This is a genomic window from Streptococcus sp. 3874 (assembly GCF_013276425.1).
GTDB lineage: Bacteria > Bacillota > Bacilli > Lactobacillales > Streptococcaceae > Streptococcus > Streptococcus pseudopneumoniae.
The window spans coordinates 341-688 of record NZ_VMLA01000160.1 but is presented as its reverse complement, the minus strand read 5'-3'; the positions used below and the strand labels follow the sequence as shown (position 1 = coordinate 688).

1 pseudogene is annotated in these 348 nt (G+C 42.2%); it reads left to right on the top strand.

The features are described 5' to 3' along the window. Window positions 1–348, top strand: a pseudogene (locus tag HT703_RS11390) (N-acetylmuramoyl-L-alanine amidase family protein); the annotation flags it as partial.

Below are 348 nucleotides of genomic sequence, written 5' to 3'. Positions count from 1 at the left end.
TGCCAGCTAAGCCAGCAGAATCAATGGGTACAGGTTTCTTATTCGGCAACTCTTCATTCTACTACCTCAACAGTAATAGTTCTATGACGAGAGGTTGGAAAAAAGAAAATGGAATGTGGTACTTCTACAATGCTGATGGTTCAAGGGCTACAGGATGGTTGCTAGACAATGGTTCATGGTACTACCTCAATAGTAATGGTTCAATGGCCACAGGATGGTTGCTAGACAATGGTTCATGGTACTACCTCAATAGTAATGGTTCAATGGCCACAGGATGGTTACTAGACAATGGTTCATGGTACTACCTCAATAGTAATGGTTCAATGGCCACAGGATGGTTACTAGACA